Annotated in this window: 26 protein-coding genes and 1 pseudogene; 10 read left to right on the forward strand and 17 right to left on the reverse strand. The window is 69.8% G+C overall.

Annotated elements, in window-relative coordinates:
• Nucleotides 1-235: 235 nt before the first annotated feature.
• The 5 genes from ACK8N7_RS36275 to ACK8N7_RS36295 all read right to left on the reverse strand — a co-directional run bounded on the left by ACK8N7_RS36275 (nucleotide 236) and on the right by ACK8N7_RS36295 (nucleotide 3,825).
• Nucleotides 236-727: a hypothetical protein gene (locus ACK8N7_RS36275; protein WP_500445353.1), complete on the reverse strand. Its 492-nt coding sequence runs from the start codon at nucleotides 725-727 to the stop codon at nucleotides 236-238.
• A gap of 276 nt (nucleotides 728-1,003) precedes the next feature.
• Nucleotides 1,004-1,336, reverse strand: a complete 333-nt coding sequence (locus tag ACK8N7_RS36280) for an antibiotic biosynthesis monooxygenase family protein (RefSeq protein WP_403218084.1) — start codon at nucleotides 1,334-1,336, stop codon at nucleotides 1,004-1,006.
• A 170-nt stretch (nucleotides 1,337-1,506) separates the two neighbouring features.
• Nucleotides 1,507-1,899 carry a hypothetical protein gene (locus tag ACK8N7_RS36285; RefSeq protein ID WP_500445354.1) on the reverse strand — a complete coding sequence of 131 codons (393 nt, stop codon included), beginning with the start codon at nucleotides 1,897-1,899 and terminating at the stop codon, nucleotides 1,507-1,509.
• 197 nt (nucleotides 1,900-2,096) lie between these two features.
• Entirely contained in the window at nucleotides 2,097-2,747 is a 651-nt protein-coding gene (locus tag ACK8N7_RS36290) for a DUF6461 domain-containing protein (RefSeq protein ID WP_403218082.1), read from the reverse strand.
• An 88-nt stretch (nucleotides 2,748-2,835) separates the two neighbouring features.
• Nucleotides 2,836-3,825 carry a hypothetical protein gene (locus ACK8N7_RS36295; protein WP_500445355.1) on the reverse strand — a complete coding sequence of 330 codons (990 nt, stop codon included), beginning with the start codon at nucleotides 3,823-3,825 and terminating at the stop codon, nucleotides 2,836-2,838.
• A 232-nt stretch (nucleotides 3,826-4,057) separates the two neighbouring features.
• Here ACK8N7_RS36295 and ACK8N7_RS36300 point away from each other — a divergent pair.
• A pseudogene (locus tag ACK8N7_RS36300) lies at nucleotides 4,058-4,348 on the forward strand (ABC transporter substrate-binding protein); the annotation flags it as partial.
• 131 nt (nucleotides 4,349-4,479) lie between these two features.
• On the opposite strand, the gene ACK8N7_RS36305 reads toward ACK8N7_RS36300, so the two are convergent.
• On the reverse strand, nucleotides 4,480-5,043 hold the full coding sequence (locus ACK8N7_RS36305) for a TetR/AcrR family transcriptional regulator (RefSeq protein WP_403218080.1): 564 nt from the start codon (nucleotides 5,041-5,043) through the stop codon (nucleotides 4,480-4,482).
• Between the two features lie 116 nt (nucleotides 5,044-5,159).
• On the opposite strand from ACK8N7_RS36305, the gene ACK8N7_RS36310 reads away from it, so the two are divergent.
• Nucleotides 5,160-5,846, forward strand: a complete 687-nt coding sequence (locus tag ACK8N7_RS36310; protein ID WP_500445356.1) for an SDR family oxidoreductase — start codon at nucleotides 5,160-5,162, stop codon at nucleotides 5,844-5,846.
• Nucleotides 5,847-5,965: 119 nt separating this feature from the next.
• Here ACK8N7_RS36310 and ACK8N7_RS36315 read toward each other — a convergent pair whose 3' ends face one another.
• From ACK8N7_RS36315 to ACK8N7_RS36335, 5 genes are all read right to left on the reverse strand, one after another.
• Nucleotides 5,966-6,259, reverse strand: a complete 294-nt coding sequence (locus tag ACK8N7_RS36315; protein WP_500445357.1) for a hypothetical protein — start codon at nucleotides 6,257-6,259, stop codon at nucleotides 5,966-5,968.
• A 24-nt stretch (nucleotides 6,260-6,283) separates the two neighbouring features.
• A complete protein-coding gene (locus ACK8N7_RS36320) occupies nucleotides 6,284-6,424 on the reverse strand; it encodes a hypothetical protein (protein WP_403218077.1) in 141 nt (46 codons plus the stop codon).
• Nucleotides 6,425-6,547: 123 nt separating this feature from the next.
• Complete coding sequence (locus ACK8N7_RS36325) at nucleotides 6,548-7,375, reverse strand: aldo/keto reductase (RefSeq protein ID WP_403218076.1); 828 nt, start codon at nucleotides 7,373-7,375, stop codon at nucleotides 6,548-6,550.
• A 145-nt stretch (nucleotides 7,376-7,520) separates the two neighbouring features.
• Nucleotides 7,521-8,936 (reverse strand): NAD-dependent succinate-semialdehyde dehydrogenase, encoded by a 1,416-nt coding sequence (locus ACK8N7_RS36330; RefSeq protein WP_403218075.1) that lies wholly within the window; start codon nucleotides 8,934-8,936, stop codon nucleotides 7,521-7,523.
• A gap of 199 nt (nucleotides 8,937-9,135) precedes the next feature.
• Nucleotides 9,136-9,582, reverse strand: a complete 447-nt coding sequence (locus ACK8N7_RS36335; RefSeq protein WP_500445358.1) for an anthrone oxygenase family protein — start codon at nucleotides 9,580-9,582, stop codon at nucleotides 9,136-9,138.
• Between the two features lie 91 nt (nucleotides 9,583-9,673).
• Between ACK8N7_RS36335 and ACK8N7_RS36340 the strand changes: the two genes are divergently transcribed.
• Together ACK8N7_RS36340 and ACK8N7_RS36345 are read left to right on the forward strand one after the other, a co-directional pair.
• On the forward strand, nucleotides 9,674-10,252 hold the full coding sequence (locus ACK8N7_RS36340; protein ID WP_403218073.1) for a TetR/AcrR family transcriptional regulator: 579 nt from the start codon (nucleotides 9,674-9,676) through the stop codon (nucleotides 10,250-10,252).
• A gap of 849 nt (nucleotides 10,253-11,101) precedes the next feature.
• Nucleotides 11,102-11,842 (forward strand): DUF1775 domain-containing protein, encoded by a 741-nt coding sequence (locus ACK8N7_RS36345; protein WP_500445359.1) that lies wholly within the window; start codon nucleotides 11,102-11,104, stop codon nucleotides 11,840-11,842.
• 209 nt (nucleotides 11,843-12,051) lie between these two features.
• Here ACK8N7_RS36345 and ACK8N7_RS36350 read toward each other — a convergent pair whose 3' ends face one another.
• The gene (locus tag ACK8N7_RS36350) at nucleotides 12,052-12,957 is read right to left on the reverse strand and encodes an NAD-dependent protein deacetylase (RefSeq protein WP_500445360.1); all 906 of its coding nucleotides are present in this window, start codon (nucleotides 12,955-12,957) and stop codon (nucleotides 12,052-12,054) included.
• A gap of 358 nt (nucleotides 12,958-13,315) precedes the next feature.
• On the opposite strand from ACK8N7_RS36350, the gene ACK8N7_RS36355 reads away from it, so the two are divergent.
• The gene (locus ACK8N7_RS36355) at nucleotides 13,316-13,897 is read left to right on the forward strand and encodes a snapalysin family zinc-dependent metalloprotease (RefSeq protein ID WP_500445361.1); all 582 of its coding nucleotides are present in this window, start codon (nucleotides 13,316-13,318) and stop codon (nucleotides 13,895-13,897) included.
• A 151-nt stretch (nucleotides 13,898-14,048) separates the two neighbouring features.
• Here the strand turns inward: ACK8N7_RS36355 and ACK8N7_RS36360 are convergent, their stop codons facing one another.
• Nucleotides 14,049-14,678, reverse strand: a complete 630-nt coding sequence (locus ACK8N7_RS36360) for a TMEM175 family protein (protein ID WP_500445362.1) — start codon at nucleotides 14,676-14,678, stop codon at nucleotides 14,049-14,051.
• 482 nt (nucleotides 14,679-15,160) lie between these two features.
• Between ACK8N7_RS36360 and ACK8N7_RS36365 the strand changes: the two genes are divergently transcribed.
• Nucleotides 15,161-16,561: an isopeptide-forming domain-containing fimbrial protein gene (locus ACK8N7_RS36365; RefSeq protein ID WP_403218069.1), complete on the forward strand. Its 1,401-nt coding sequence runs from the start codon at nucleotides 15,161-15,163 to the stop codon at nucleotides 16,559-16,561.
• A 94-nt stretch (nucleotides 16,562-16,655) separates the two neighbouring features.
• Here the strand turns inward: ACK8N7_RS36365 and ACK8N7_RS36370 are convergent, their stop codons facing one another.
• Nucleotides 16,656-17,486 (reverse strand): alpha/beta fold hydrolase, encoded by an 831-nt coding sequence (locus ACK8N7_RS36370; protein ID WP_403218068.1) that lies wholly within the window; start codon nucleotides 17,484-17,486, stop codon nucleotides 16,656-16,658.
• Nucleotides 17,487-18,024: 538 nt separating this feature from the next.
• Here ACK8N7_RS36370 and ACK8N7_RS36375 point away from each other — a divergent pair.
• The 4 genes from ACK8N7_RS36375 to ACK8N7_RS36390 all read left to right on the forward strand — a co-directional run bounded on the left by ACK8N7_RS36375 (nucleotide 18,025) and on the right by ACK8N7_RS36390 (nucleotide 21,323).
• The gene (locus ACK8N7_RS36375; RefSeq protein WP_403218067.1) at nucleotides 18,025-18,474 is read left to right on the forward strand and encodes an SRPBCC family protein; all 450 of its coding nucleotides are present in this window, start codon (nucleotides 18,025-18,027) and stop codon (nucleotides 18,472-18,474) included.
• Between the two features lie 226 nt (nucleotides 18,475-18,700).
• Complete coding sequence (locus tag ACK8N7_RS36380) at nucleotides 18,701-19,078, forward strand: ArsR/SmtB family transcription factor (RefSeq protein WP_500445365.1); 378 nt, start codon at nucleotides 18,701-18,703, stop codon at nucleotides 19,076-19,078.
• Nucleotides 19,075-19,584: an SRPBCC family protein gene (locus ACK8N7_RS36385; protein WP_500445367.1), complete on the forward strand. Its 510-nt coding sequence runs from the start codon at nucleotides 19,075-19,077 to the stop codon at nucleotides 19,582-19,584. Before ACK8N7_RS36380 ends, ACK8N7_RS36385 begins: the two co-directional genes overlap by 4 nt.
• Before the next feature lie 347 nt (nucleotides 19,585-19,931).
• On the forward strand, nucleotides 19,932-21,323 hold the full coding sequence (locus tag ACK8N7_RS36390; RefSeq protein WP_500445369.1) for a hypothetical protein: 1,392 nt from the start codon (nucleotides 19,932-19,934) through the stop codon (nucleotides 21,321-21,323).
• Nucleotides 21,324-21,483: 160 nt separating this feature from the next.
• Here the strand turns inward: ACK8N7_RS36390 and ACK8N7_RS36395 are convergent, their stop codons facing one another.
• The 3 genes from ACK8N7_RS36395 to ACK8N7_RS36405 all read right to left on the reverse strand — a co-directional run bounded on the left by ACK8N7_RS36395 (nucleotide 21,484) and on the right by ACK8N7_RS36405 (nucleotide 23,678).
• Nucleotides 21,484-21,963 (reverse strand): transposase family protein, encoded by a 480-nt coding sequence (locus ACK8N7_RS36395; protein ID WP_500445935.1) that lies wholly within the window; start codon nucleotides 21,961-21,963, stop codon nucleotides 21,484-21,486.
• A gap of 5 nt (nucleotides 21,964-21,968) precedes the next feature.
• The gene (locus tag ACK8N7_RS36400; protein WP_403218062.1) at nucleotides 21,969-22,205 is read right to left on the reverse strand and encodes a hypothetical protein; all 237 of its coding nucleotides are present in this window, start codon (nucleotides 22,203-22,205) and stop codon (nucleotides 21,969-21,971) included.
• Nucleotides 22,206-22,754: 549 nt separating this feature from the next.
• Nucleotides 22,755-23,678 (reverse strand): hypothetical protein, encoded by a 924-nt coding sequence (locus ACK8N7_RS36405; protein ID WP_500445371.1) that lies wholly within the window; start codon nucleotides 23,676-23,678, stop codon nucleotides 22,755-22,757.
• Nucleotides 23,679-24,323 lie beyond the last annotated feature (645 nt).

Genomic DNA, 24,323 nt, shown 5'->3' on the forward strand with positions numbered 1-24,323 from the left:
TCCGTTCTTCTCACGCGCCGCAAGGCGCGCCCTGATCATTCGTGGTTCTGCCGAGGGCTTCGCCCCCGCCCGCCGGTCAGCGGTCCCCGTGATGATCCTAAGAACGCCCTGGCCACCGGGGATCAGCCGCCGGGACGAGACCGCGTGCGCCCTGAGGCTGACACCGCCTGAAGGCGTCGCCGGAGAGGGCCCGGGTAACTCTGGCCACCGCGACGCGCCCGCGCTGGCAGCGCCCCTACCGCCCGGACTCACCATCGGCAGCAGGGGTTGCCGCGGCCGGCGCCTTCTGTGCGGCGACCTTCCTCAGCACGTACGTGCTTCCGTTGTCGGGATCACCGATGAAGAAGAACAGCGCCAACGCGTCGCGGTCGTCACGGTCGACGTACATGCTCCACCTGTACGTCGCGGGAGCGGAGGCCGAGGCATCCACGGCGGCGGCATCGCTCCGCGTCCCGGTTCCGGTCCGGGCGGTCATGGTGAGGCGGATGTCCTGCCCGTCGGCGTCGTCGGTCAGTTTCCACGTCCCGGTGCCGGAGACCCGCCAGCCGTCGTCGTAGTCGAAGTCCCGGTCGTCGAGGTGCTGGAAGGACGCGGTGCCGTCGCGGCGGAGCGTCTGCCGCGTGTTCTCGACGTTCTCCCAGGTCCCCGCGGTCTCACCCACCGTGGCGTCGTGCACACCGGTCCCGGCGTAGTACTGGGCCGGACCGGCGCAAGCGCTCAACACCATCAACGCCGCCCCCACACCCCCGAGGACGCCCCGTCGTCACCGCAGCCCGCTAGCTCTCACCGTCAAGTCCCCCGACCGCATCCCGAAACGGACGCCCCGAGACGGCAGCGCCTTGACGAGTACACCTTGACATGGTCTTTGAACGCGTTCAGCTCGGGGGTGGTCTCGCCGGCCGGTAGCGCCGCCCGCTCGCCCGGTGAGGACGGCGCTGCCCTGCCCGGAGGCGCCGGAGAACCGGTCGGCCTGCCCGGCAGGGCAGTTCACACGACGTACCGCCTACGCGCCGACGGCGGGTCCGGCCTGCTGCACGACCTCGAAGGACCACACGGTGGACCCGCTGGCCGCCGGCTTCGGATGCTCGCCGCCGTCCGCGCCGCCGCCCTGGTGGGCCGCCTTCATCGGACCCTCCATCCAGGCCTGGAAGGACTCCTCGTCACGCCAGCGCGTGTAGACGAGGTAGCTGTCCGTCCCTTCGACGGGCCGGAGAAGCTCGAACCACTCGAACCCGTCCGAGCCCTCGACGGCATGGGCCCGGGAGGCGAAGCGCTTCTCCAGCGTCTCGCGTTGTTCCTGGGGGACGGTCAGCACATTGATCTTGACTACGCTCATGGCCTCATCCTGCCGTACGGGGCTCGACCGGAGGAGCGCCACCCCCCGGGCCGATCCCCGCGCCGATGCGCCGAGCCCGACGCGGCACCGTCACCCCGGCAACGTACGAAATCGAGTCGGGCCTGCCGGTCCACGCCCTCCGCGCCGACCCGCCCGCGCCAGGGAACCCTCTACTCGGGCTGCGTCACGGTCAAAGCCCACCGGATGTCGTCCTGCGAGGCGTCGACCCCCACGGAGAACGAACCCCACTGCACCACCCCCGGGTCCATCGCCACCGAGCCCACACCCGCACTGCCCACGGGACAGTCCACCGTGAACGCGGCCACCTGCACCCCCTGCGACTTCATCGTCACCCGCACATCGCCCCCGCCCTCACACGCCACCGTGAGCACGGTCGGCAACGTGTTCGATGCACCCGCCGACACGACACCGCCGTCCCCCGTACGCTCCTCCACCCACACCAGCCCGTCCGGGCCGGGATGAGGAAGAAGGCCCCCTACCGTCGCCGCGACGGCAGGTACGACACCTGCCCCCGCGAGCCCGAACACTGTCAGCAGCGCCACCGTCGCGATTTTCCGAACACCCGTCACGTTCACTCCTCAGCCACTCGGCGGAAAGCCACAGCATGGTGGCGCGCTGGACCGGCCGCACGAGTACACGTACTCATGACACCCACTCACGAATATGAAGCGAGCCCCCGGCCGAGCCCCCGCCGGCACCCCTGCGACCGCGCACCACAGGGGGGCGGAACCCGGCGCCGCTATCCGTCGGCAGTGTGAGGGAACGCTGCCGACAGCAGCTCGGCCTCCGTCTCCTCGAAGGAGAGGCAGATGCCGAGCTCGTCCTCCAGGAACCGCAGGAACGCCACGTCACCCGCCCCCGTACCGTCGTGGACGAAGCCGAGCGCCTCCTCCGCCGGGACACCGTTCGTCAGATGCGGCAGGCCCGGTTCGAGCGACGTCACCCCCTCGCCGCGGAAGCCGTAGTCGACCCGACTGAAGCCCTTCGCGTTGCGATGCACGGCGAACGCCCGTCCCCGCTCCGACAGTGCGCCGACGTAGGTGCCCGTACGGCAGCCGAACTCCTCCAGCGCGTACGCCCAGCCCGCCACCGAGCCCGCTCGGACGATGGTCTCCGGCGGGGCGGGCAGAAAGCCCCCGCTCGTCAGCCGGGCCACCACCGCCGTATCTTCCCAGTCCAGCAAGTCCAGGTCACTGATGTGGTCCCCTTCGTCCCTGAGCAGCAGGTCGTACGCCGCGGAGCGGGTCAGCGGGACGATATGACGTTCCTCCGCGCCTACGCTGCGCAGCAGTTCGTTCGGTGAGAGCCCCTCGCTGAGCGTAAGAGTGAAGCCCATGTCGTAGGCGTCCGCTATCCAGCGCAGCCCGTTCTCCCCTGGCCCCCGGCTCACGATGCCCCCCGCAGTGGTCAGCCACGATGACGTCCTCGCGACCAGAACCTATCGCCCGGCCCCGCCGAGCAGAACGCTCGGCCGCCACCTATTGAGGAGACGGCGGAGCGGCGTCCGCGAGGATCGCACGGCGGGTACTGGGAGCGGCGGCCAGAAGGCCTTCGTCCAGTCTCATCTCGGCGTCGCGCGTGGAGTCGTTGACGGGGACGCGGGTACGCCTGTCGATCGGCTCCGTCACGGTCCGCAGTGCGGGGCGCGCGTGGCTGCCCATCCGGGCGAGACCCGCCAGGTAGTACTCGCCGACCGTGTAGTCGGCCAGGTGCGGTGTCATGAGGTCCAGCAGCCGGCACAGTGCGGAAGGACCGGCGTGGAGCAGCCACAGCGGGGCGCACTCCGCCTGGGAGCGGCCGGGGCGACGGAAGGTCAGGTTGTACAGCTGGGCCGCCTGACAGAATGTCAGTGGGCCTGTATCCATAAGGGAGTTGAAGATCTCGGAGGCGTGAGCGAGGCGGGCGATGCCCACCGGCTTGGCGGCGAGTAGCGCGGCCGCGGAAGCTCTGTCGTACGTCGGCACGGTGGACGGGATGCGGCGGGCCCCCGGGGGCGGCGTGAAGGGGACTTCGGCGAGGAGTGCTCTGTGCGTGCGTATCGCCGCCTCCGAGACCGAGGCTGTCGTGAGGGCCGCGCCAGGAGCCGGGGTAGCCCTCCGGCCGTGGTGCCGGACGAGCAGCGGCAGCAGTCTGACCGGGGCCATCCGCCAGTCGTGGCATGCCTCGCGGGCCAGGTCGGCGCCGATGTCCCGGGTGGCGGGTTCGGCGAGCAGGCGGGCCACGAGGGCGTACGTCTCGTCCTCGCGCCTCAGTCCGAACAGGGCCCGGCCCCAGATGTGCACGATGTCCTCCAGATGGTGCGCGGCCTCCCGGACGTCGTCGAGGAGTGCGGCGTCCAGGGAACCCCGTCGCGTGGGTGCCGCTGCCCGAAGCTTCTCCAGGTGGGCGAGGAAGCGGACCGACGCGAGCTCGTCATCGGTCAGGCGGGCGGCAGCCGGGCCCAGCGCCCTGGCCAGGGTGGTGCGCACGACGGGATCGGCGAGTTCGCCGAGGGCGGCGAGGACCAGGCGGGGCTGCCCGCGGTGACCGACGAGACACGCGGCTCGGCGCCGTACCTCCTCGTCGGAGACGCCGCGAACACGAAATCCGGAGGCGCTTCATTTGAGACCCCGGCAGGCTGCCCCGTCGTACAGGAAGACACGCGGGCGGTCGCTCCCCGTCGGGGCCTTCGCCCTGGCAACGGCGACCTGCTTCCGGAACACCAAGGCCGGCGGCGACCACATCATGAAGGACCTCAAGGACAGCTGGACGACTGTGGGGTGGGGGACGGTGGTCGACCGCGATCCCGAGGTCATCGTGATCAACGACTACGGGGACACGAGCGCCGAGCAGAAGCGGGCGTTCCTGAAGTCCTACAAGCCGCTCGCCGACGTCTCCGCGATCAGGAACGACCGGATCGTCGTCCTCGACTACGTGGACCTGGTCGAGGGCCCGCGCAACCCCGCGGCCATCAGCTCGCTGGCGGCGGACCTGCGGAAGTTCGCTTCGTAGCCCGGCGTACCCCACACCACCCTTGCCTGCCCGCGAACACCGCCCGCTCCGCGCACCGCCCCGCCTGCCGGAGGCTCCCGCCTGCCGCCCGCGCGATCACGACCGCTGCGCGCGGGCGGTGACGGTGGCGCTCATCGACCGCCGGTCGTCAGCGCTTCGCGCGCGGCGGTGAGGATCTCCTCGGAGATCGGGAAGCCCTTGGTGCCCCGGGCCAGGACGAGCGCGCCGACCATGGTGCAGAGCCGGGCGATACCGTCCTCGTCCTCGGCCGCGAGCCACTCGGCGAAGTCGCCGACGCCCTCGGCGTAGACGCGGCGGGCCTCGTCGTTCCCGGATTCGCGTGCCATGTCGGAGGCGAGGGCGGCGGCGGGGCATCCGTCCGCGGCGCTGTCGCGGTGCTCCACCGAGAGATAGGTGGCGATCAGTGCCCGCTGGGCGGCGTAGCGCTGCCCGGCGTGCTGTTCGAGCCCGTCGTCGCGCCGCCGGGTGAGTCCGTCGAAGGCGTGGGCGGTCGCCTCGTCGACGAGTGCCTCCTTGGAGGCGAACTGCTTGTAGAACCCGCCGTGGGTCAGCCCGGACGCCTTCATGAGGTCGGCGACGCTGACGTGGGTGCCCTGCTCCCGGAAGAGCCGCGACGCCGTCTCCACCACCCGTCGGCGGTTCTCCTCCGCCTGCGCCTGCGATACGCGGCCCATGAGCCACCTCCCATGTGGATGTCGGTTGACATCTATTCTAGCCCGGTGTTTAGATTATGGACATAATCTAAAGTGCGCGGGTCGCCAGGCGTCCGCGCCACCCCCGAGGAGCGGACATGGAACTCAAGGACGCGGTCGTCGTGGTCACCGGTGCCAACCGAGGGCTCGGACGGCATCTGGCCGCCCAGCTCCTGGAGCGCGGGGCGAAGGTGTACGCGGCGGCCCGCCGGCCCGAGACGGTGGACCTGTCGGGCGCTGTCCCGCTGCGGCTGGACGTGACGGACGAGGAGTCGATCCGGGCCGCCGCCCGCACCGCCTCCGACACCACGCTGCTGGTGAACAACGCGGGCGTCTCCACCGCCACATCGCTCCTCACGGGCGACCTGGACGCGGTGCGCCTGGAGATGGAGACGAACTTCTACGGTCCCCTCGCCGTCACGCGGGCCTTCACCCCTGTCATCGAGGGCAACGGCGGGGGAGCCGTGCTCAACGTCCTGTCGGTCCTGTCCTGGCTGCACCCGGCCGGCCTCGGCTCCTACGCCGCGGCCAAGGCCGCCGCCTGGGCGCTGACCGACGCGGCCCGGGAGGAGCTGGCACCCCGCGGCATCGCCGTATCGGCGCTGCACGTCGGATACATGGACACCGACATGGCCGCGACCGTCCCCGCCGACCAGAAGGCCGACCCCGCCGATGTCGCCGCGCAGGCCCTGCGCGGCATCGAGAAGGGCCTGCCGGAAATCCTCGCCGACGAGACGACCCGGTACGTCAAGCAGGGCCTGGCCGCCCTGCCGGACGCGGCCTGAAACGCACACTGCCGCACCCGGGCCTCTCCTCGGATCCCTCCCGCTGGGGTGACCGAGGGGAGGCCCGACGCGTTGCGCCGGGATCTGCTGCTACTTGAGGAAATCCCGCAGGACAGTGATCATTTCCTCCGGGACTTCGAACGGCCAGAAGTGGCCCGAGTCGGAGAGGTGCACGCCGCTCCCCTGTGGAAGTTCAGTTCCCCCAGGGCCCGCTCGGCCTCCGACACCGCCGCCGCCACGTCGGGCAGGGGCAGGCTCGCCAGCAGGCCGAACCGTCCCGGGTGCTCGGCGACCAGCGCCGCCCCCTCGTCGTTGACCGACCGGGCCAGGCGGACCGCGGCGCCGTCGTCCCCGAAGTGCACACCGGGCGACGAGACGGAGAGCAGGGCCGCCCGGTCACCCGTCCCGTCCATGAGCCGCAGCGCGCTCTGCGGACTTCACTCGGGGATGGCCGGCATGCCGTCGGGATGCTCCACCCCGGCGTCCCGCATGGCGGCGCGCAGCGTGCCGGTGACGAAGTGGCCGTGTACGTCGATCGCACCGCCGAGCGCCCCCGATGCAGCGTCGGTTGTGTGCATGGTTCCTGCCTCCGCCTGGGCCACCGAGTGACCACTGGATGATGAAAGCCCTCGCGGACAGACGTCGGCCCGGCCACGGAGCCGTACTCCGTGGCCGGGCCGACGAGAATCCCGACGCCGTGGTCAGCCGTTGAACGTGTCCGGGTCGGGCCCGGTCCGCTCGTTACGGTCCAGGGCGGAGATCTCACCGATGTCACCTTCGGTGAGCTCGAAGTCGAAGAGCTCGAAGTTCTCCTCGATCCGCTTCTGCGTCACCGACTTGGGGAAGATGATGTCCCCTCGCTGCAGGTGCCAGCGCAGCGTCACCTGTGCGGTCGACTTGCCCACCCGCTCGGCGATGCGGGTGATCGCCGGGTCGGAGAGCACCTTGCCCTGGGCGATGGGCGACCACGCCTCCGTGGCGATGTCGTGCTCGGCGCCGAAGGCCCGTACCTCCTCCTGGGTGAGGTAGGGGTGCACCTCGACCTGATTGACGGCGGGCACCACCGTGCTGCTCGCCAGGAGCCGCCGCAGGTGGTTCGGCTGGAAGTTGGAGACCCCGATCGCCTTGGTCCGCCCGGACCGGTAGATCTCCTCCAGGGCCTTCCAGGTCTCCACGAAGTCCCCCGAACCCGGCAGGGGCCAGTGGATCAGGAAGAGATCCAGGTACTCGAGACCGAGCTCCTCCATGGTGCGGTCGAACGCCCGGAGGGCATCGTCGTGCTGGTGCGCGTCATTGTTCAGTTTGCTGGTCACGAAGACGTCGGCACGGTTGAGACCGGAGTCCCGGACCGCCTGGCCGACCTCCCGCTCATTGCCGTACATCTCCGCCGTGTCGATGTGCCGGTATCCGGTCTCCAGAGCGGCCAGCGTGGTCTCGCGGGTCTCCTCCGGCGGGATCTGGAACGTCCCGAAACCGAGCTGGGGGATCGTCACACCGTTGTTGAGGGTGATGTCGGGCACTGCGGGCACAGTTACTCCTCTTGTTGTCGATGCCTCGGAAGGCGGCGAGAGATGTGTACGGGATGGCCGGTCGTACGGGTCCGTCTGCGGCCGGGTACGCCGGGCCCATGGGAATCGCACTCCTGGGGCGGGCGCGGCAAAGCCAGGGGGCTCCTCAGCCCGCGATGCCGCTCAGTTCGGCATCGGGCGGCAGCACGCGAACGAGCTTGCGGTTGACGAACTCCTGCATGCCGAGCTTCGAGAGCTCCCGCCCGTAGCCGGAGCGCTTGATCCCGCCGAACGGCAGATCGGGCTGGGTCGAGGTCGGGTGATTGACCCAGACCATGCCGGTCTCCACCCGCTCGGCCACCCGGCGGCCACGCTCCACGTCCGAACAGAAGACGGACCCGCCCAGGCCGTACTGGCTGTCGTTGGCGAGAGCGATCGCCTCGTCCTCGTCCTGGACCCGGTAGATCACCGCGGCGGGGCCGAAGAGCTCCTCCGCGTACGCACGCATGCCCGGCTTGACGCCGGTGAGGATCGTCGGCTGTACGAACGCACCGGGACGGTCGATCCGGCCACCGCCGATGACCAGCTCAGCGCCCTGCTCCACCGTCTCGCGGATCTGCTCGGCCAGGCCGGAAGCCGCCTGCTCGGACGAGAGCGGCCCCAGCGTCGTGGCCTCGTCGGACGGATCGCCGGGTTCCAGGCCCTCGAACGCGCGCCGCATCCCTTCGACGAAGCCGTCGTAGACATCCGCCAGCACGATGAACCGCTTCGACGCCACACAGCTCTGACCGGTGTTGGCCATCCGGCCGGCCACCGCGGCACCCACCGTACGTTCCAGACCCTCACCGTCCAGAACGATGAAGACATCGCTGCCGCCCAGCTCCAGCAGACTGGGCTTCATGTTCCGGCCGGCCCGTTCGGCGACCTGGGCCCCCGCACGTTCGCTGCCGGTCAGGGACGCCCCCTTCACCACGGGGCTGTCGATGATGCGGGAGATCTCGTCGTGGCTCACGAACAGGTTCGTATAGACACCCTCCGGCGCGCCCGCGTCGCGGAACAGCACCTCCAGTGCGAGCGCCGACTGCGGGCAGATCCCGGCGTGCTTGACCAGAACGGTGTTGCCCAGCACCAGATTGGGCCCGGCGAAGCGCACCACCTGGTAGAGCGGGAAGTTCCACGGCATGACGCCGAGCAGGGCCCCGAGCGGCTCGTTGACGAGGTACGCCTCGCCCTCCTCGACGTCGAGCGGCTCGCGGGCCGTGAATCCGGGCCCGTGCTCCGCGTAGTACGCCAGGATCGACGCGGCGAGGTCCACCTCTCCGCGGGCTTCGGAGATCAGCTTGCCCATCTCCAGGGTGATCAGGCGCGCCAAGGTCTCCTTGCGCTCCCTCATCAGCTCGGCGACGCGCCCGACGAGCTCGGCACGCTCCTCTACGGTCCGCTTCCGCCACGCGTCGAAGGCGCCGCCCGCGGTCTCCAGGACGGCGTCGACCTCCGCGCCCTCGATGGCCGGGAACTCCGCGAGGGTCTCCCCGGTGTACGGATTGACGGTGGCGAACGGACTCTTGCGCTGCTCTGACATGAAATCTCCAGAACGACGGTTGATGCGGTGAGGCGGAACGCTGCGCTCCGCCTCACTGCGGGGTACCCGACTGAGCGCACAGGAAACTACCTAAAAGCATCTATATGGCCAGTAATCGCTCACGTGGCGTTACGGAGTGCTGCTCTCTTCGCTCCTGCCCTCGTGCTCGGCACTCAAAGGGCCGCAGATGGGGGATCCCTCAGCCGAGGGCGCCGACCAGCAGGGCGAAGGCGGCGATGATGACGGCGACGCGGACGTAGTGGAAGCGGTCCCAGCGGTTCATCTGCTGCTTCCAGTCGCCGGGGAGACCGTCGGCGGTCCACGTCTTGACCCGGTTGTTGATCGGGACGAGCAGCAGGACCGACATGGCGACGCTGAGGATCAGCAGCGCGGCGGCGGTGACGACGAGGCCGGTGCCGTGGTGGTGCCATCCGGCGACGGCCCAGACGGCGACGAGGACGAGCGAGCCGATGTACCAGAACGGCATCACGGCGCCGAGCAGCCGGGCCCCGTGGGTGCGGCCGCGCAGACCGTTGTCGCCGGGGAGGCCGTCGAGGATCGGGTTGACGAAGAAGGCGACGGAGAACTCCACCCCCACCATGACGCCGACGGTCACGGTGGTGAAGACCTCGAGTGCGCTGAGCATGGTGACTCCTCCTGCTGTCTAGCGTTGCTAGGTGACAGTTCAATGCTAGCCTTGCTGTCGCTCGATTGTCTAGCGGTGCTAGGATTTCCTCATGTCGGTACAGGAACGCAAAGAGCGCGAGCGGGCGGACAGGCAGCGCCTCATCGTGGCGACGGCTCGCGAACTCGCCGAGGAGCAGGGCTGGGACGCGGTGACCACCCGCCGGCTGGCCGAGCGCATCGAGTACAGCCAGCCCGTCCTCTACAGCCACTTTCGTGGCAAGCGCGAGATCATCGGCGCCGTCGCCCTCGAGGGCGCCACCGAGATGGCCGCGGCGGTTCGGGCCGCCGCCTCCGCCGCGGACAGCCCGCGCGCCCGGGTCACCACTCTCGCCCTCGCCTACCTCGACTTCGCCGAACGCCACCCGGCTGTCTATGACGCCATGTTCCAGCTCGACGGCGGCCTGGCCTTCGCCCAGGAGGACACCCCGGAGCCCCTGAAGGACGCCTTCGCCGCCCTGTTGGAGAGCCTCGGCGAGGTCGCGGGGGACGGCGTCCACCCGGCGCTGTTCACCGAGGTGTTCTGGGCGGCCCTGCACGGGCTGGCGACCCTGACCCGGGCGGGACGGCTGCCACCCGGGGACGCGGGGCGGCGGGTGGAGCTGCTGGTGGAACGGCTCGCCATCGTCTGACGCACGGACGGGCCTTCCGGTCCCGGACCGCGACACCGCTCGCCGGTCTCACGGCCACGGCATTTCCTCGGGATCTTGGAAGTCCGTTCCGAACGCAGTGCCGAACAGGCCCTGCAGTGCCTCATGATGGGGCGGCCATGGTGACCGCCGCGCCCCCTGCCGAACGCTCCGCCCGAGAACTCCGGGCCGGAGCGGCGGTGGCGGCTGGCCGGTCCCTGGTGTTCGCGGTGACCAGTACCGGACTCGCTGTCTGCGCTCATCATCCGGCGTCCGGACAAGCGGTCCCAGGACACGCCGTGCTCCTCGCGGGCGGGATGCTGTTCATTCTCGCTCTTCCTCTCGCCGGGCGCGCTGGAACTCTGCCCGCGGTGGTCGTGGCCACGGGCGCGGGACAGGCCGCACTGCACCAGTTCTTCGGGGCCGTGCAGAGCGGCACGAACGCCATGCGGCCCGTGATGCACCGGCACGACACCGGGCTCGGCGCCGACCACGCATGGCACGCAGGCCATCACCACGCCGTGGCGATGGCGGCCGGACACACGATCGCGTCGCTCCTGGTGGGCTGGTGCCTCCAGCGTGCGGACAGCGCGTGCCAGTCGGTCGCGCGCCACCTGGACCACACGCTGGACCGATGGTTCAGGCACCTGGTCCCAGGACGTCCGTTTCCTGGACGGCAGCTCGGTACGGGCCCGCTACGGGCATGGTCCTGGCCATCGCCGTACAACCGCACAGCGCTCAACCACACGGTGGTACGCCGGGGACCTCCCGCGACGATCTGGTGCTCGCCGCTCTTCCCCCCGGGCCCGCTTCAGCGTGCCCCCACACCGTCACACCCCCTGGGAGATACCTGTGTCCACCCCTGCACGCGCCCGAACCGTCCGCCGGAGCGCCGGAGTCGCCGCCGCCGCGATCACGGCGTGCCTCCTTCTCGCCTCGCCGGCGTCCGCTCATGTGGAGGTCGAGTCCGAGGGCGCCCGTGCGCTCGCCGAGAACGTCACGCTGAGCTTCAGCGCCGCGACCGAGTCCGCCTCCGCGGGCATCAACAAACTGGAGGTGTTCCTCCCCAAGGGCATCACCCCGGCCGACGTCACCTACGAAGAAGGCCCCGAGGGCTGGAAGTTCACCGCGACCAAGGAGGGCTTCACCGTTTCGGGCCCGGCCATGGCCGTCGGCGAGGACGCCGCGTACTCCGTTGTCGTTCGGCAGTTGCCGGACGCGAAGTCGCTGGTGTTCAAGACCCTCCAGTCCTACGACGACGGCCGCGTCGACCGCTGGATCGAGGTGGAGAAGTCCACCGGCGGCGGACATGGACACTCCGCGCCCGTGCTGGAACTCAAGGAAGCCGCCCCCGGTGCCGAGCTGCTCACCCCCACCCCAAGTGCGAGTTCCGCCCCGGCGGCACCCTCGCCCTCGAGCCCGCCCGCCTCGGAGACCGCGGCCGCCGAGCCGGCGCCTTCGGGCAGCGCGACGGCCGCGACGGAGGATGAGGGCTCATCGCTCGCCCTGCCGATCGGTGTCGCTGTAGCCGTCCTGGTGCTGGCCGGCGGTCTGTGGTGGTTCCTCAGGCGCCGCGGCACCGGCACGGCCTGACCCACGCACCCCACGGCCCCGCCCCGGGGGCCGTGGGGTGCCCATTGCCCGGCCGTGCTTGCACAAGGGCGCACGCGTGCACAGTCAAGACGATCGCCTACGGAGGCATCGCACCGCCGGCCGTCGCGGGCGCGGACCATGTGCCTCTCCTGGCCCTACTCATCGCGCTGGGCCTCACCGTGCCGGTGTCGCTCCGGTCCTCCCGTCCGTCACCCGGTCCGGGCCGACCCGTCGTCGAAGGGGATGCCCAGCCGGCCGGCCAGGGTGGTGAGGGCCGTCCCCAGTGGGAGCGCGATACGGGTGACGGCGTGGCGGTCGCCCCGGGTCGGATCCCTGTTGACGATCAGCACCGGATGTCCGGCCTGGGCTGCCTGGCGGACGAACCGGAGCCCGGACATCACCGTCAGCGAGGAGCCCAGGACGAGCAGCGTGGAGGCCTCGCGGACCAGCGCGCGGCAGTGCTCGACCCGCTCAGGGGGCACCGCCTCCCCGAAGAACACCACGTCGGGTTTGAGGACGCCGCCGCAGACGGTGCACGGGACCACGCGGAAGTCCCCGACCTGCTCGTCGGTGAGGTCGGCGTCACCGTCCGGGTTGATCGCTGCGGCCACCGGCGCGAAGCCCTCGTTGGCCTTCTCCAGCCGCCGGGCGAGCTCGCGGCGCGCGCTGAGGGTGCCGCAGGAGAGACAGACCACCCGGCCCAGATTTCCGTGGAGCTCCACGACGTCGTCGCTGCCGGCGGCCTGGTGCAGACCGTCGACGTTCTGGGTGATCACACCCGAGAGCATGCCGTGCCGCTCGAACGCGGCGACGGCCCGGTGGCCGGCGTTGGGGCGGGCTCTGCCGAAAGTGCGCCAGCCGAGATGGCTGCGCGCCCAGTACCTGCGACGGGCCTGGGCGTCGGCAGTGAAGTCCTGGTACGTCATCGGGGTGTGCCGACTCAGACTCCCGCCCTCACCCCGGTAGTCGGGGATGCCCGACTCGGTGGAGATGCCCGCCCCGCTCAGCACCAGCACACCGCCACTGTTCAGCGCGTCGGCGACCGGCTCCAGATCGGTGGTGCCCGGCGACAGCTCCTCGGTGGGGGTCCAGCTCAGAGTGGGGCGCATGCGCATGCCCCCAGGGTACGGAACAGGCCGCTGATACCCGGCGCCGCCACCGATACGCGCCACGGCTGCCCGAGAGTCCCGGCGCTGTCCCGTGCCCCTGGGGACAGGCGCTATCCAGCCACGGCTGCGTGGGCCTCGTACCGGCTGGTACGGGAGAGGGCTGCCGACCCACGGTCGGGCACAGGTGTGTTTCCGGCCTACGTCGAATGACAGGAGCATGGCGAACCCTTCTTGATGGGCATAGGTTCTGCGGCTCCGGAGGTTCGGTAACCGGCCCTTCGGCCGGGCCTGTTCGCAGCAACCGTCCTCCCGCACTGTCGGTTCCGCCCGGGACCGAGCCCCCCCCATGAGTGAAGGGACAGCAATGCTGGATTCGATATGGCTGAAGGCGGCCGGTATCGCCGCAGCAATCACCCTGACCACGGTCACGGCGGCGAACGCCACGCCGGCGCCGACTCCGCGCGCCGCCGAGAGCGCAGCAGCGGTGGTGACAATCCGTTACGACGACAGTCGCGCGGGCGGCTGGGAGGCGGCGATCGCGGCTGGGGTCGCCTCGTGGAACTCCAACGTCGACAACGTCAAACTGGTCGAAGCCGCGCCCGGCACGCGCGCCGAGATCCAGATCGTGGCCACCAGCGGCTGGCCGCAGGCCACGCTCGGCCCGGTGCGCCCGGGCGGCCAGGTCCGGGTGGAGCTGGGCAGCCAGGCGGTCACCCAGGGCCATGACAAGACCCGTATCGCCGCCCACGAGATCGGCCACAGCCTTGGCCTGCCGGACACCAAGCCCGGCCCGTGCTCCCAGCTGATGTCCGGCTCCAGCGCCGGTACCAGCTGCCGGAACGCGGTCCCGAACGCGACCGAGCAGTCCCGCGTCGAGTCCTTCTACGCCAATGGCTTCACCTCACGCACCCCCGCTGACGGACGGGTCCTGGTGGACGCGTCGTAACGCCTCGCACAGCGAGCGGGAGGTACCCGCCCCATCCCGAACCGCTCCTCAGTCACTCCGGTCCTCGGGCGGCTTTCCGCCGGCCCCCGGGAACCGGAGTGCTGGGCCTCCGCCTTCCGGAGCGTGCTCCCGTACGGGAACGGCACGGGGTTCAGCTGTCCTGCGGGGTGCTCCGGAGCCGCTCCCGCCTGCCGAGGGCGGCCTTCGCGGGGAAAAGGGCGAGCCAGCACCACATGGCCGCTTGCGGGGCGAAGAAGGCGATGGGCACGGAGGCCCCGAACACGACGACCGTCGCACCCAGGTCCGCCGCGGTGTCCCGCCACTCGCCCACGGCGCGTACCCCGTGCCGGCCCCTCAGTGTCGCGAACATGGCGAGCTGCAGCAGATCGATGAGGCAGATGGTCGCGGCGTACATCGCCACCGCCAACGGCTCGCGGGTCCCGTACTCGGCGAGGATGGACGTGGGGAACGGGACCAGGGCGATCATGCCGAGCACCGCGAGGGCCAGATGCTGGGGGAGACCGCCCGTCTTCGCGGACATCAGCAGGATCTGACGCTGGTCGCGCCAGAAGATGTACAGGATGAGGAAGCTCAACGCGTAGGCGGCGAGCTGGGGAGCGGCCTCACGCAGCGCGTCGTGGAACTGCTCGGAGTCCAGATCGGGCGCGACCCTGACTTCGAGGGCGAGGAGCGTCATGGCGATCGCGAAGATACCGTCGGACAACGTGATCAGACGGTCGGGGCGTGCTGATGAAGGGCTGCCGTTACTCACCCGGTTCACCCTGGCCCCTCGCCCGCAGGCGAACGTGAATTGCTCCGACTGCGGGCACGCCGCCCTCCACTACTGATGACGGCCAGGGCCACGGCTCGGGAGCCACGACCGACAGCTCCGGCCTGGCCACGGGTCCCGCCGATGGACCGCCGCTGCTCGTCCGCAGCGTCAACTTCCCCCGCTGCCGATTCACCCTGTGCGGAGGTGAGGGCGGCGGCGCACGGTGAGCTTCAGGCCATGACAGGGGTGGAGGGAAGAGTGACGTGAGGCGAGTGGGGCGGGAGCGTTCCGACGGCGGTGGAGGGGCCGGGGGAACGACCGGGAACCGCGGCGCAAACGCGTGGTGAGGGGTTGGCCGACGATCACCCGATGTCGCTTTACGCAACAAGTCGAATGCGTTGAGCTACTGGCTGTTCGGTCCCGCTACGGCGCATGGAGGTACGTGCCGAAGGGCGGTGCAGTCCAAGAGCATCGACTTGAGGGGAAGACCCATGTCCACACCTTCTGCTCCACTCCGCGTCGCCCTGGCCAACGGCAGTTTCGAAGAGCCCGTGGTGACCGGAGTGGAGATCCTGCCGGACTCCTCGCAGACACAGGCCGCCAAGCGTGTCCCGGGCTGGCTGACCACCGCTACCGATCACAGGATCGAGCTGTGGCGCTCGGGCTTCAACGGGGTGCCGGCGGCCCACGGCGCCCAGTTCGCCGAACTCAACGCGAATCAGGTGTCCACGCTCTACCAGGATCTGCCGAGCACTCCCGGTACGACGCTGTACTGGCGGCTCTATCACCGCGGCCGCCAGGGGAACGACACCATGGCGCTGGACATCGGTGCGCCCGGCTCCGCGGTGGAGCAGCGGCGATTCACCGACGGTACGACCGCCTGGGGCTACTACACGGGCACCTACACCGTTCCGGCGGGCCAGGTGCTGACGCGCTTCGCGTTCCGCTCCATCTCGGCCGCCGGTGGCAATCAGGGCATCGGGAACTTCCTGGACGGCATCTTCTTCGGCACGGCCCCCTACGTGGAACTCAGCAAGACCGCCGTTCCCACGGGGCCACTGGAGGTGGGGGACACCGTCACCTACCGGGTCACCGCCAAGAACGAGGGCGGGGGAGCGGCCGAGAGCCTCGTCCTGACCGACGTCATCCCGCAGGGGACGACGTATCTGCCCGGGTCCCTGCGCGTCGTGGACGGCCCGAACGCCGGGACGAAGAGCGACGCGCAGGGCGACGACCAGGCGTACTACGACGCCGCGGACGACAAGGTCGTCTTCCATCTCGGCAACGGCGCTTCGGGAGTCTCCGGCGGCAGCCTGCCCAACACCGAGACCCTGCCGGCAGGGACCACCGTTGAGTACCGGGTCGTCATCTCCCGGGAAAGCGGCGGCAGCCAGATCAGCAACACGGCGACCGCCTCCTACGAGAACCGGCTCGGCGACACACCGCAGCCACTGACGTCCACCTCCAACGAGCAGATCACCCAGGTCAAGCCGGCCGCCGACCTGACCGTGACGAAGGCGGCCGACGCCACGACGGTCACCGTCGGCCAGACGGTCACGTACCGCATCACGGTGAGCAACACCGGCCCGAACCCGGCCACCGGGATCTCCGTCACCGACCGACTCCCCGAAGGCCTCACCTTCCTGTCCGCCGACGGAACCCAGGGCGGCTACGACCCGACGACCGGCCGCTGGGCCGTGGGAGACCTGGCCGACGGCGCCACTGCCACGCTCGTGCTGCGGGCCAAGGCCACCAAGCCGGGCCCGATCACCAACACCGCGACGGTCACCGGCCAGGAGAAGGATCCCGACGTCACCAACAACACCGACACCGTCACCATCTGTGTGGAACCCGCCCCTTCCTGCTGCGACCCGTGCTCCACCGGAAAATAGCGACGAGGCCGAGGTCCAGGCCCCACGCGCTGCTGTCGGCATGAGCCCCTCGGCGCTCATGCCGACGACAGTGCCCCGAGCGTGCTGAGGTTGCCTACTCCTTGATGAACGCCAGGAGGTCGGGATTGAGGACCTCGGGGTGCGTCGTCAGCATGCCGTGAGGAAAGCCGTCATAGCTCTTGAGACGGCCGTTCTTGAGGAGTTCGACCGACAGCGGCGCCGAGTCGTCGTAGGGCACGATCTGGTCATCGGTGCCGTGCGCCACCAGGACCGGCACATCGATCGCCTTGAGGTCCTCGGTGAAGTCCGTCTCGGAGAACGCCTTGATGCACTCGTAGTGGGCGTTGGCGGCACCCTGCATACCCTGGCGCCACCAGTTGTCGATCACTCCCTGGGGCACTTCGGCACCGGGCCGGTTGAACCCGTAGAACGGCCCTGAGGGAACGTCGACGTAGAACTGCGCCCGGTTGGCGAGGAGGGACGCGCGGAACCCGTCGAACACCTCGATCGGCAGGCCACCGGGGTTGGACGGCGTCCGCACCATGATCGGTGGCACCGCCCCGACCAGGATTGCCTTGGCGACTCGTCCCGGCTTCGCGCGCGCCACATACCGGGCGACTTCGCCACCGCCGGTCGAGTGGCCGATGTGGACGGCCCCGCGCAGGTCGAGAGCGTCGGTCACCGCTGCCACATCGGCGGCATAGGTGTCCATCTCGTGACCGCTCTGACTCTGGGAGGATCGCCCATGGCCTCGACGGTCGTGGGCGATCACGCGGTAGCCCTCGCCGAGGAAGAACAGCATCTGATTGTCCCAGTCATCGGCGCTGAGCGGCCAGCCGTGGTGGAACACGACGGGCTGCGCGTCGCGCGGACCCCAGTCCTTGTAGAAGATGCTCGTGCCGTCGCTGGTGGTGACCTTGCTCATGGCAGACCTTTCCGCCTGGCGGATGTGAATGGTGAGTTCGGTGATCCTTCAGCCGGCCGCGAGGTACGCGGAGGACGAAAACTTTCCTCCGTCGCCCGGGGGCGCGGCACGGCCAGTACGGCCAAATGCGACATTACACCCAAGCTGAATATTGGGCATATGTGCTCCCCGGCTTACGGCCGGGCCTGCGGGCCGACGGCGTTTGTCGCCGATGCCGGCGGCTTTCCCGCACCTCCTGGCGATGCCGGGCCGTGTCTGTGCGGGATCCCGCCCGAGGGCAGTTACCCACACGCACCCTTGGAGGAGGAGACCACGCTCGGACTACGGACTACGGACTACGGACTACGGGTTGCGGGTGGAGTTCGAGTGCCTCCTCGTCCGTCCCTGCCGCTCAAAGGCATCGGCGGTATCCTGAGGAGACGGCGGCTGGGTTCGCCCCCACCCGACCGAATGCCGGTTGCGCGACTGCCGAGGGCGTGCTGCTGAAGCAACCGCCTGCTGCGGTTCCGTCCGGGGCCGCCCTTTCCGGGAGAGGCGTATGAGTACTCAGTTCGAGGCCACCGTCACTGTCGACCGCCCCATCGAAGCTGTCTTCACGTACCTGGCGGACGGGCGGAACGACCCCGACTTCAGCCCGCGTGTGCTCAAGATCGAGAAGACTCCTGACGGAGCCACGACGGCAGGTACCGTTTTCCACAGCACCGTCAAGGATGCGGGAATGAAGTCCCAACGGGACTTCGAAATAACAGAGTTGACCACCCCGAGGCGAATTCGTTGGCGTGAGGCCTCGCACAACTCGATCACTGTGCGAGAAGGCGGCTACGACCTCGAGCCGACTCCCGATGGAGGCACGCGTGTACGCCTCTTCAACGTCCTCGACGGTCACGGCGTAGGCAAATTGCTGCTCCCGCTGGCCGGCGGTGCAGCACGCAAGGACGCCCCGGAGTTCGGCCGGCGCATCAAGGTCGCTGCCGAGCGGGCGATCTGATTCAGAGTATCGACCGTATGTGGTGAGAGGTGTCGCTGCGGTGAGCACCACCGCTACGCGGAGCCCGCTGGGCCACCGTGTCTGCGGCGAGGGCCGGTGTTCACCTCGGCCGTCGCTTCGCTGTGCCGCTACTGCCCCGCCTGGAGGTCGCTTCCTTGCTCGGGGACGCCCGGAGTCGTGGAGTCGAGGACTTGCCAATTGGTAACCCATGGGTTACCGATAAGGAGTGGACCCGTTCATCGCCCTGGCCGACCCCATACGCCGTGATCTGCTGCGTGCACTCGCCTCCGGCCCGGCCCGAGTGGTCGACCTCGCGGCACGGCACCCGATCAGCCGGCCTGCGGTGAGCAAACATCTGCGACTGCTCACCGAGGCAGGGCTGGCCACCGTCGAGGACCACGGTCGCGAGCGCCACTACGCGCTCGCCCGCCCGGGCCTCGCCCCGGTCCGCGCCCTGCTCGACGAGCTTGCCGGGGGCCGCCCCCCGATCCCCGAGAGCGCCTTCGACGCCCTCGACCTGGAGGTCCGCAGAACCGTCCACGACCGCCGGGCCGGCACCGACGCCGCTCCCGGCACCGGAAGACCTCAGGAGGAATCCGCATGACCAGCACCCCCACCGGGCGTCGCGTGACCATCGACGGCCTGGACAGCATCGCCTTCGACCGCACCTTCCGGGCCGGCATCAAGGACGTCTGGGCGGCGGTCACCGAGTCGGACCGTCTGGCTCGCTGGATCGGCGAATGGACCGGCGACCCGTCGACCCGCTCGGTCGACTTCCGGATGCTCTACGAGGGCGACGAGCACCAGGCCGAACTCCTCACCATCCAGGAGTGCCAGGCCCCCCACCGTCTGGTCCTCACGTCGCAGGTGCCCGGCCAGGAACTCATCTGGCACATGACTCTCACGCTCATCGAGCATGAGGGCACCACCACGCTCACCTTCACCCAGTCCGTCGGCGACGACCCAGCGATGGCCGGTGGAGTCGGCCCCGGCTGGGACTACTACCTCGACCGACTCGTCGTCGCCGAGACCGGCGGTGACCCGGCATCCGTCGACTTCGGCGACTACCACCCGGTCCACGCACAGCACTACCTCGACATGTTCAGCTGAGCCCGACGAGAACGCCGAGTACGAGGGTCGGCGGCTTTCGTCCTGGAGGTGCTCCTGCCGGGGAACGAGCCGGACTCGGCGAGTGCGGTGAGGATCACCGGGCCGGGCCGGGCCTGGCAGGAGTCGAAGTGGCCCAGGCGGGCGGCGGGCCCTTCGTCGGAGAGCTGCGGCTCGGTCCGCAGCGGCAAGCGGGGAAAGCCGCGCGACCGGTAGCCACCCACGGCGTCCCGGACCGGCTTCGAAGCATGCGCCCATATGCGTCGCTCTCGTCGGTGAGGTGAACGCCACCCCGAGGCGGTGCTCTCGTTGGTGAGGTATCCGCCGTACCTCTGGGGAGCACCCGTCCGATGCGAAGCAACCGCAGTACCAAGCACCTCAGCCTCATCGGGATGCTGCTGATCGCCGTGGCCTTCGCCGGGCTCCAGCTGACAGCCGTCACCGGAAGGGCCTCGCCCGACACGAAGAACTACCTCTCCTACGCCCTGTCCCTCAGCGGCGAGAGCCGGGCCGAGGCGGGCCGCCGCGCCATCGACTACTCCTGCGCCAGCCAGCAGCACGGTCCCCTGTCCTCCATCCCCTGGACCAGCAGGAAGATCGCCGGGGAGTCGCAGGAGCAGTGCGTACGCCGGCTGAACGACTCGGTCGCCCATTGGTCCCGCAACGGCAACACCTCAGGGATGATCGCGCCGTTCGCGAACCATCGCTTCATGGCCATCTTCGAGGCCCGCCCGGGGTATCCGCTCTTCCTGGCCCCCTTTGTCACGGCCTTCGACGCGACGTGGGGTCTCTGGCTCGCGGGCCTGGTCGTCGCGCTGGCCGGAAGCGTCTGCGTCCTGCTCACCCTTCGCTGCGCGGGCGCCTCCCGGCGCGCCGGCCTGGCAGGTCAGGCGCTGTACCTCGCGCTGCCCACCGGAACGGTCGCCATGAACCCGCTGAGCGACGGGCTCTCGCTGGCTCTGGGCATGGCGGTCGTCCTCGGGTGCACGCTGCTCTCCCTGGACCGTACCCGTACGGGCGTGGCGCTCGTCGTGTGCGGCCTGGCCCTGATGTTCCTGGTGCGCTACTCGCAGGCGCTGCTCCTGGCGGTCGCTCTCACGGCCGGGTTCGCACTCCGGTGGGCGTGGTTGCGCCGCTGCCGGCGGCCGTCGGCACGGACGGGGCAGGCGGCCGTACTGTGCGGGGCCCTGGCCGTGGCCGTCTACGCGGGCGCGCACCTCCTGTCCTGGCCCACGGGTCAGGACAGCGCCCAGGATCTGCTGACCGACCACTACCGGCGTCCCGATCTGCCCAACCCCTGGCCGGAGTTCCTCGTCCAGGAACGGGTCTTCTGGACGGCATGGCTCCGTCGCCAGGCCACCTATCCCGTGCTCCCCGTCCTGCTCGCGCTCTCGGCCTGGGCGCTGCTGAGGCGGCGCTCGGCGGTCCTGCCGGTCGCCCTGGCGGCGGCGTCCGCAGGAATCCTCAACCAGGCGGGCCACCCGAACCTGGACCAGCTCCTCGGCCATCGCCTCATCGTATTCGTCTGGCTGCTCCCGGTCCTGACCGTTCCGCTGCTGCTGGACCGGGAGCCGACGCCGCGGGCGGGAGAAGGGCGGCAGCGCTCACCTCTGAAGCGCCGGCGGCAGCGGGACCCAGCGGCGAGCCGTGCCGCGGCCCGCCGCCGCCCGGCCGTCGCCGACGGTCATTCCGGCCGCGGCACAGGCGTAGGCGAGAACGTCGGCGCCATACGCGAACGCTGACCCGCGCTGCCAGAAACGGAAGGTCCAGTAGGCCGCAGGATCCGACGCCTGCGGTGAGAGGCCGATCTCCTCGCCGGTGACGATGCCGCCGTCCCGGGCCAGGGCGCCGAACGTTCCTCCCTTGGGATTGAAATACACCCCGTAACGACCTCGTGCACGGTTAGCGGTGAGACGTCGCAGTGCCAGGCGGAGCCGTGGTGCTCACGTTTGCCAAGCCAGGATCCGGTCTGCGGTCTGCGGTCTGCTGTTGGGACAGTAGGCTGGCAATGGCTTGGACGGTGTCGTCCATGTGCTCGCGGCGGCCGAGGTGACGGGCCAGCGCCCGCCAGTTCTTCAGGTGGGCGATGCCGTGTTCGACCCGGATGCGGCGTGAGGAGTGCGCCTTGCGCTGGCGTTCGTGCATTTCCTCGTACCAGTCCGGGGCCTTCTTCCTGAACTTGCGGTGCGGTGGCGTCACGGCGCGTCCGCCGGTCTGTGCTCCGAGTCCTTGATAGCCGGCATCGGCAAGGATCTCGACCCCCGGACCGTCGGCCAGGAGCTTGACCAGCCCTAACTCGCGGGCGTGGGTGATGTCCGCACAGCTTCCGGGCTTGGTCGGGCTGCAGAACAGCAGTCGCCCGTCCCCGTCGGTGAACACCATGGCCTTCACGGCGTCTGCTTGTTCTTGCCGGAGATGAACTTGTCCCGGTCCTTGTGGCCGAGGGCCGGGCGGCGGACCCGGATCTCGGTGCCGTCGATGATGCCGGTCTTCCCGGCCTGGCCGAGATGATCGACGACCTCGGCCAGGGTTCGCAGCCGCACGTCGGGGCTGACCGTGCATCCTCGCTCCGCGAGCAGGGGCCGCACCTCGCCGATGGCCCGGGTGATGGTCGAGCGGTCCACGGCGAACCAGCAGGCCAGCAGGCCAGCACGTCATGAGTCACTCCGTGGCGAAGGTGCACGAGCGTGGCCAGGAGCCGGTCGACGAAAACCATGCGGTGCTTCGCACCAGCGCCAACCGCACGCTTCCGCGGCCTGGACGCAAGCCTGGCCTGATGACGTTCATGCCACAACGGCCCCACCTCAGCAACGGTTTCAGCGATCACAGCGGCCGACAAGCCCGTGATCCTCCGGTCGCTGATGATCGCTGTGCGCGTCACGTTCCCCACCACACAGCCATGATCGCCGATCCGAGATCGACGTCTCACCGCTAACCGTGCACGAGGTCGTTAGGCGGCTGCCGGGGCCAGGACGCGGCTGAGCTCTCGCAGTGCGTTCCCGCGGGCGGCGGCGCGTCCACGTACACGATGCGGTGGGCGCAGCCGTCCGGGAGGCCGGTGTTCTCCACCACGGCGACGCGCAAGCCGCCGCGGTCGGCGCCGTCAAATCGTGGCTGACCGTCCAGAGCTTGGCACGCTGTATGGGCGCTGTAGCCCCGCGAGGCGTTACACCTCAGACCTGTGCACCAGTGCCTTCCTGCTGGGGCTGAGGCTGTCCGACGCTCTCCCGGATTACCGCGTCGCTCGCCCGCAGCGCCTCCCTCATCCTTGCGAGCCAGGGCTCGGGGAGGCTGCCGCTTCCCAGCGCACATACACGGACAAGCTGCTGGGCTGCCTTGACCTGGCGCGGCTCGGCGAGGGCAGTGAACCGGGCGTCGGCCAGGCACTCACGGGCGGCGTAGCCGTCCGTAGCCGCGATGGCCCGGCGGTGGAGCTCTTCGACCATCCGGTGCGCTGCGTCCTCCTGGTGCGGCTCCAGCAGGTCCAGGATCGTCAGACCGAGGCGCGTGTCGAAGACGGTCATGCCCTGGTCTGGTTGGTGCTCGACATAGTCCTCGACCAGCGCGTCGAGGATGGTAACGGCTGGGCCGAGAAGGGCTTGGTTGCACATCACGTTGAGGCAGCCGGTGACGGCGTTCTCCCAGCGCTCTCCCGGGGTGGTCACGGTGACGAGCGCGGCTGCGTCGGCGGGGGAGTGGCCGAGCGCGGCCAGGACGGCGACCTGGCGGCCGTCCAACATGCGCTGCCCGACGCCCCGGTGCTCCTCGATGTGGGCCAGCGCTTCCGCCCAGCGGCCGGCCGTGGTCAAGGTGCGGGTGCCGTCGGCCAGTACGACCTTCCACAGCCAGGTGCGGACCTCGTGGCGGTCGGTGTCGGTGGGGGTGAGGTCGGCCGGGACGTGGACCCCCTCGACTTGAGTGCTGGTGCCGTTGGTGACGGTGTTGAAGAGGTGCAGCAGACGATGGCGCCCGTCGTCGGCGGCGCCCGCGCGGATCTGGAGGCGGGCGAGGTTCATGACGGGTTCGAGGGCGCGGATCGCGGTCATGCCGGGCAGGGGCGCGGCGTGGAGGTAGGCGGCGGCGTGCTGGTGGCACATCTTCCGCGCGAGGTCGGGCAGCCCGAGCCGCCCGGGGCCTGCATAGCCGCCCAGACCCTGGCCCTTCCCCTGCGTGCTGTCCGTGTTCGATTACCTCCTCACGAGCCAGGCGGAAACCTGTGGTGGCTGGGGTAGACATTGGATGGTGGTGTGGTTATGGTTTCTCTCGTAGCCCAGAGGACAGCAGGGCCCGGCAGAGATGAACTGCCGGGAGCAGCACCGCAGTACACGCAGGACCGTAGTTGCAGGATGTTGGACGGTTCGGTGGTGGAGTTCCGAAGCCAGAGCAGTTGCAGGACGGCGACGGAACTGATCCCGGACCGGGTGGCCCGCAGTGATCAGGGGCTGCCGTGAGGAAGTACCGCAGTACACGCAGTGGCATCACACAGCAGCAGGACCAGAGCAGCACCTCGGTGAAGGCGTCTGGCTGTGGACGTGCGCACCGGGAAGTTCGGCAGTGGGGTTCTAAGCCAGAGCAGTTGCATCACGGGTGACGGGGCTGGCTGCCGGAGGAGTGGCGCTTTCACAGGTCACTGAGCAGTACGCACCACCAGTAGTACGCAGTGAAGCAGTACCGGTAAGTGATTCAGAGGGTAAGAAACGGAGGAGTTGGGCGCCATCAGGATCGCCCGGGCGGAACTTTTG

This window comes from Streptomyces griseobrunneus (assembly GCF_046713465.1).
In the GTDB taxonomy this organism is placed as follows: Bacteria; Actinomycetota; Actinomycetes; order Streptomycetales; family Streptomycetaceae; genus Streptomyces; species Streptomyces microflavus.

Bases quoted from the DNA above. Each gene is read 5' to 3' on its own strand.
- ACK8N7_RS36275 (WP_500445353.1), bottom strand. From the start codon at position 727: ATGGTGTTGAGCGCTTGCGCCGGTCCGGCCCAGTACTACGCCGGGACC.
- ACK8N7_RS36280 (WP_403218084.1), bottom strand. From the start codon at position 1,336: ATGAGCGTAGTCAAGATCAATGTGCTGACCGTCCCCCAGGAACAACGC.
- ACK8N7_RS36305 (WP_403218080.1), bottom strand. From the start codon at position 5,043: ATGGGCCGCGTATCGCAGGCGCAGGCGGAGGAGAACCGCCGACGGGTG.
- ACK8N7_RS36310 (WP_500445356.1), top strand. From the start codon at position 5,160: ATGGAACTCAAGGACGCGGTCGTCGTGGTCACCGGTGCCAACCGAGGG.
- ACK8N7_RS36315 (WP_500445357.1), bottom strand. From the start codon at position 6,259: ATGGACGGGACGGGTGACCGGGCGGCCCTGCTCTCCGTCTCGTCGCCC.
- ACK8N7_RS36320 (WP_403218077.1), bottom strand. From the start codon at position 6,424: ATGCACACAACCGACGCTGCATCGGGGGCGCTCGGCGGTGCGATCGAC.
- ACK8N7_RS36330 (WP_403218075.1), bottom strand. From the start codon at position 8,936: ATGTCAGAGCAGCGCAAGAGTCCGTTCGCCACCGTCAATCCGTACACC.
- ACK8N7_RS36335 (WP_500445358.1), bottom strand. From the start codon at position 9,582: ATGCTCAGCGCACTCGAGGTCTTCACCACCGTGACCGTCGGCGTCATG.
- ACK8N7_RS36340 (WP_403218073.1), top strand. From the start codon at position 9,674: ATGTCGGTACAGGAACGCAAAGAGCGCGAGCGGGCGGACAGGCAGCGC.
- ACK8N7_RS36350 (WP_500445360.1), bottom strand. From the start codon at position 12,957: ATGCGCATGCGCCCCACTCTGAGCTGGACCCCCACCGAGGAGCTGTCG.
- ACK8N7_RS36355 (WP_500445361.1), top strand. From the start codon at position 13,316: ATGCTGGATTCGATATGGCTGAAGGCGGCCGGTATCGCCGCAGCAATC.
- ACK8N7_RS36365 (WP_403218069.1), top strand. From the start codon at position 15,161: ATGTCCACACCTTCTGCTCCACTCCGCGTCGCCCTGGCCAACGGCAGT.
- ACK8N7_RS36370 (WP_403218068.1), bottom strand. From the start codon at position 17,486: ATGAGCAAGGTCACCACCAGCGACGGCACGAGCATCTTCTACAAGGAC.
- ACK8N7_RS36375 (WP_403218067.1), top strand. From the start codon at position 18,025: ATGAGTACTCAGTTCGAGGCCACCGTCACTGTCGACCGCCCCATCGAA.
- ACK8N7_RS36385 (WP_500445367.1), top strand. From the start codon at position 19,075: ATGACCAGCACCCCCACCGGGCGTCGCGTGACCATCGACGGCCTGGAC.
- ACK8N7_RS36390 (WP_500445369.1), top strand. From the start codon at position 19,932: ATGCGAAGCAACCGCAGTACCAAGCACCTCAGCCTCATCGGGATGCTG.
- ACK8N7_RS36395 (WP_500445935.1), bottom strand. From the start codon at position 21,963: ATGGTGTTCACCGACGGGGACGGGCGACTGCTGTTCTGCAGCCCGACC.
- ACK8N7_RS36405 (WP_500445371.1), bottom strand. From the start codon at position 23,678: ATGTGCCACCAGCACGCCGCCGCCTACCTCCACGCCGCGCCCCTGCCC.